7 protein-coding genes are annotated in these 4,834 nt (G+C 68.7%); 5 read left to right on the forward strand and 2 right to left on the reverse strand.

Annotated elements, in window-relative coordinates; translation table 11 throughout:
• The 5 genes from A5785_RS16280 to A5785_RS16300 all read left to right on the forward strand — a co-directional run.
• Positions 1–805 (forward strand): aminotransferase class I/II-fold pyridoxal phosphate-dependent enzyme (locus tag A5785_RS16280; protein WP_064867594.1); only part of this gene is annotated, 805 nt, incomplete at its 5' end.
• Entirely contained in the window at positions 802–1,554 is a 753-nt protein-coding gene (bioD, locus tag A5785_RS16285; RefSeq protein ID WP_049698207.1) for a dethiobiotin synthase, read from the forward strand. The genes A5785_RS16280 and bioD, both read left to right, overlap by 4 nt.
• Positions 1,551–2,609, forward strand: coding sequence for a biotin synthase BioB (gene bioB / locus A5785_RS16290; protein WP_049698206.1), 1,059 nt, complete (start codon positions 1,551–1,553; stop codon positions 2,607–2,609). Before bioD ends, bioB begins: the two co-directional genes overlap by 4 nt.
• Positions 2,610–2,765: 156 nt before the next feature.
• Positions 2,766–3,041: a biotin synthase auxiliary protein BsaP gene (bsaP, locus tag A5785_RS16295; protein WP_049698205.1), complete on the forward strand. Its 276-nt coding sequence runs from the start codon at positions 2,766–2,768 to the stop codon at positions 3,039–3,041.
• Positions 3,038–3,658, forward strand: coding sequence for a DUF2567 domain-containing protein (locus A5785_RS16300; protein ID WP_231894305.1), 621 nt, complete (start codon positions 3,038–3,040; stop codon positions 3,656–3,658). The genes bsaP and A5785_RS16300 overlap by 4 nt, the downstream gene beginning before the upstream one ends.
• On the opposite strand, the gene A5785_RS16305 is transcribed toward A5785_RS16300, so the two are convergent.
• Positions 3,642–4,424 carry an NUDIX hydrolase gene (locus A5785_RS16305; RefSeq protein ID WP_049698203.1) on the reverse strand — a complete coding sequence of 261 codons (783 nt, stop codon included), beginning with the start codon at positions 4,422–4,424 and terminating at the stop codon, positions 3,642–3,644. The two genes, A5785_RS16300 and A5785_RS16305, sit on opposite strands and share 17 nt — an antisense overlap.
• 97 nt (positions 4,425–4,521) lie before the next feature.
• Positions 4,522–4,834: response regulator transcription factor (locus tag A5785_RS16310; protein ID WP_231895483.1), on the reverse strand; the 313-nt coding region annotated here is incomplete at its 5' end.

Consider the following 4,834-nt stretch of genomic DNA (forward strand, 5'->3'; position numbering starts at 1 on the left):
CGGCCGCGGCGACCTCATCGTGTCCGACACCGGAACCCACGCGTCACTCATCGACGGATGCCGACTGTCGCGTGCGCGAGTCGTCGTCGTCGACCGTGGCGATGTCGCCGCCGTCGCAGCGGCGCTACGCGATCGCCCCGAGGAGCGGGCACTGGTCGTCACCGATTCCGTCTACTCGGTCGACGGCGAGCCTGCGCCGGTCGCGCAGCTCTATCGCGTTGCGCGCGAGCACTCGGCGGCGCTCCTTGTCGACGAAGCGCACGCGCTCGGAGTGCGCGGGCCGGGGGGTCGGGGACTGATCGCGGAAGTAGGACTCTCCGGCGCGCGCGACCTCGTCGTCACGACCGTGTGCTCCAAGTCGCTCGGCGCGCAGGGGGGCGTGGTGCTCGCGACTTCTGCTGTCCGTGAGCACCTCATCGACGTCGCGCGCACCTTCATCTTCGACACCGGACTCAACCCGGCAGCGGTCGGTGCGGCGCGTGCGGCGCTCGGTGTCCTGCGTGCACAGCCCGAGCTACCAGACCGATTGCGGCACAACGCGACACGAATGGCGCGCAGCCTCGGTGCGCCGGTCCCGGCCGCCGCGGTGATCTCGCGCATCGTCGGCGACCCGCAGCCCGCGGTCGACGCCGCAGCACGGTGTCGGGACAGCGGAGTGTTGGTCGGGTGTTTCCGACCGCCGTCGGTCCCGCCGGGGACGTCGAGACTGCGACTGACCGTCAGAGCCGATCTCGACGACGCGACCGTCGACCGCGCCGCCGAGGTCATCGGCGGGGCGCTGGCCGAAGGCGGGGGTGAACGGTGACCCGCCCGGGACGTGCCCTCTTGATCACCGGTACCTCGACCGACGTCGGTAAGACGATCGTCACCGCTGCGCTCGCGTGCGTTGCGGGAGAGTCGGCGAGTGGCGTCGCGGTGTGTAAACCCGCGCAGACCGGCGTCGAGCCAGGGGAGCCGGGTGACCTCGCGACCGTTGCCCACCTCGCGGGTGTCGTCGATGTGGTCGAGTGTGCGCGCTACCCCGAGCCGCTGGCGCCGGAGACCGCGGCGATGCGCGCAGGTCTTGCCCCACTGGATCTCTGGACCGTCGTCGGGGCGGTCACCGATCTTGTTTCGACTCATCGGTTGACCCTCGTCGAGGGAGCCGGCGGGGTACTGGTGCGCCTCGCACCCGACCTCACCGCGCTCGACGTCGCGGACGCGGTAGGAGCCGAAGCAGTCGTCGTCGTCCAGGCCGGCCTGGGCGCGCTCAATCATGCCGAGCTGACCGTCGAAGCATTGCGGGCGAGGGGAATTCGTCCCGCAGGCCTTGTGATCGGCTCGTGGCCGCGCGATCCAGACCTCGCCATGCGATGCAATCGCGTCGACCTGCCCCGGCTGACTGGGGTACCCGTCGTCGGCGTGATACCCGAGGGTGTCGGGGAGCTTGAGCCCGATCAGTTCCGGGCCGCGGCGCCCACCTGGTTCGATCCCGACTTCGTCGCAGACCTCAGTTCCCGTTCCGCGCCCGACAACATCGCGGCCGTTCAGCCCATCGAAGGAGTTCACGCATGACACAGGCACCCGTAGATCCGACGCTCGACGCCGCGACCGTGCAGGCGTCGGGCGCGTCGTCGACCGACATCCTCGACGTCGCGCGCGCTCAGGTCCTCGAACGCGGCGAGCCACTCGACCGCGACCAGGTGCTCGAGGTGCTGCGGCTTCCCGACGAGCGCGTCACCGAACTGCTGCAGGTCGCCCACGACGTCCGGATGAGGTGGTGCGGACCGGAGGTCGAGGTCGAGGGCATCATTTCGCTCAAGACCGGCGGCTGCCCGGAGGACTGCCATTTCTGTTCGCAGTCAGGGCTTTTCGCATCGCCGGTGCGCAGCGCGTGGATCGACATCCCGTCGTTGGTCGAGGCCGCAAAGCAGACTGCGAAGACCGGCGCCACGGAGTTCTGCATCGTCGCGGCCGTGCGCGGACCGGACAAGCGACTGCTGTCGCAGGTGGCCGCGGGAATCGAAGCCATTCGCAATGAGGTCGACATTCAGATCGCCTGCAGCCTCGGCATGCTGACGCAGGAGCAGGTGGATCAGTTGCGGGACATGGGTGTTCACCGCTACAACCACAACCTCGAGACGGCCCGCAGTCATTTCCCGAACGTGGTCACCACCCACACGTGGGAGGAGCGCTGGGACACGCTGCGCATGGTTCGCGACGCGGGCATGGAGGTGTGCTGTGGCGGCATTCTCGGAATGGGGGAGAGTCTTGAACAGCGCGCCGAGTTCGCGGCTGACCTGGCCGCCCTCGAACCCGACGAGGTTCCGCTCAACTTCCTCAATCCGCGCCCGGGGACGCCGTTCGGTGACCTCGACGTGCTGCCGGCCGCCGAGGCGCTCAAGGCTGTGGCGGCGTTCCGCCTCGCTCTTCCGCGCACGATCCTGCGCTTCGCAGGTGGCCGCGAGATCACGCTGGGCGACCTCGGCGCCAAGCAGGGCATCCTGGGCGGCATCAACGCGGTCATCGTCGGCAACTACCTGACCACGCTCGGCAGGCCCGCTGAGGACGACCTCGACCTCCTCGACGACCTCTCGATGCCGATCAAGGCTCTTAACGACAGCATCTGAGGCCCGGCGCCGGGAGCGTGCGAGCGGGCCGCTTCAGCTCGGCGCCGGGAGCGTGCGAGCGGGCCGTTTCAGCTCGGCGCCGGGAGCGTGCGAGCGGGCCGTTTTGCCTCGGCGTGCATACTCGAATTCGATGACCTTTGAGCTGAGAGGACGCCGATGACTCCGACGCCCACCGTCGATCCGGGTGCCAAAAGCCCCGTCGACATCCCCGGTCCGCTCGACGAGCCGTGCCGGTACGGCGTGTACACCGGCATCGAACTCGACCTGCAGGCGGCCGACGCGGTGCCGCAGGCAGCGCGCCTCGGATTGGAGCCGCCTCGGTTCTGTGGTCAGTGCGGCAGGCGGATGGTGGTGCAGGTGCGTCCCGACGGGTGGGATGCACGTTGTTCGCGCCACGGTGTCGTCGATTCGTCGCAACTCGGTCGACGATGATGGCCCAGGTCTATCCGGGCACGCCCGGCAACCCGGTGTCGGTTCGGCGCAAGCACTCGCCTGCACCGCTGGTCGTCGTCGGCGCTGTCGTGCTGCTGCTCGGCGCCGTGTTCGGTGTGGCGTGGGCGGTCACGACCCCGGCGATGACCGGGACTGTGACTGCACAGGGCGCAGCCGTGCCGTCGGAACAGCTTGGTGAGGAATTCGCCGGTGTCGCGGTTTTCGCGTTCTGGATGCTCGCCTACGGTGCGGTCGCGGCGGCGCTCGCATGGTTCGCCGCGCGGTATTGGCGAGGCCTCGTCGGTTATGGCGTGACGTTCGTGACCGCAGTGATCGGCACTGTGATCGCGGGATCTATCGGCACCTGGGTCGCGCATCTGCACTTCCCGGACCCGCACGACGTCGGGATGGGGCAGACCTGCCGTGTGGTTCCCGACCTCGTGCTCGACGGCGCCACGCGCAACGGGTTCTCGGCGCCGTGGATTCTCCTCATCTGTGCACCGTTGACGGTCAGTCTCGTCTATCTGGTGTGTGCGCTCGCCACCAGCGACGCCGACCTCGGTGTGGGCGACGGCGTCGCCGACGACGCAGATCAGTCGCTCACGGTGGGGGTTTGAGCGTCGCGAACTCGTCGGTGACGCGTAACTCGTTGTCGGCGAAGGCGTAGAGCGCGGGCGGGCGCCCACCCGAACGGCCCGTTTTTCCGACGGTCCCGGTGGCCACGACAACGCCGCGCCGGCTGAGGATTCGCAGCAGGTTGGTCGTGTCGACGGGGTAACCCAGTGCGGCACAATAGATTTCGGACAGCTCCGACATCGGGAACCGAGACGGCGCCAACGCGAACGCGATATTCGTGTATGAGAGTTTCCCGGCGAGACGTCGACGCGCCGCGGCGATGATGTCGGCGTGGTCGTGAGCCAGGACGCCAAGGGAATCCACCGGCTCCCATGCCGCGGTGTCGGGCAGGCGTGCAGGCGCATCCGTGGGAACCAGGCCGAGGTACGTCGAGGCGATCGTCCGCCGACCCGGTGTGCGATGAGGTGCCGAGAACACCGAAAGCTGTTCGAGGTGGGCGACCTTGCGGATATCCATCGTGTCGGCGAGCTGACGCCGGGCGGTTTCCGACAGGCTCTCGTCTGCCGCGACCTCGCCACCCGGAAGCGCGAACGGCTCATCGTCGTGCTGCCGCCACAGAAGTACGCACAGTTGCGGTTCGACGTCCGGCGTCGGGCGTCGTACCTGGAAAACCGCGCTCAGGACCTCGACGCCCGCAGTTCCCGCCGACTCGGACGTCGGGCGCCCCGCGTCGTGTGTGACGGCTTCCTGTGCGACCGATTCCGGGGAGGCGGCGCCATCGGAACTGGCGGGAATCGGCGCAGGCATGCGGTCGATTCTAGGGCTCGCTCCGCGAGGCAACCGCGAGGCGCTCCGCGCAGAAACCCGCGAGGCGGTCGACGCACGAACCCGCGACGCGCTCCTCTCAGAGTTCGTCGAGGCTGATCAGGCCATCCTGGATCGCGCGAGCAACCAGCGACGCCTTGGTGCGTGCCGGACGTCCGGCGTCTGCGTACTTCGTCCTAATGCGTGCCAGGTGCGTGTTGACGGTGCCCACCGAGATCATCAACCGCGACGCCGCCACTGACTTGGAGTCGGTGAGGAGCCACGTCCGAAGCACCTCGATCTCCCGAGTGGTCAGGGGTACGCGCGGGTGGCTCAATTCGGCGTCGTGAGGGATGGACTGCCCGCCGGGGCTCACCGAGGCCGACACCACAGGGCGTAGATGGGCGACGTCG

Source organism: Gordonia sp. 852002-50395_SCH5434458 (genome assembly GCF_001665905.1).
Lineage (GTDB): Bacteria > Actinomycetota > Actinomycetes > Mycobacteriales > Mycobacteriaceae > Gordonia > Gordonia jacobaea.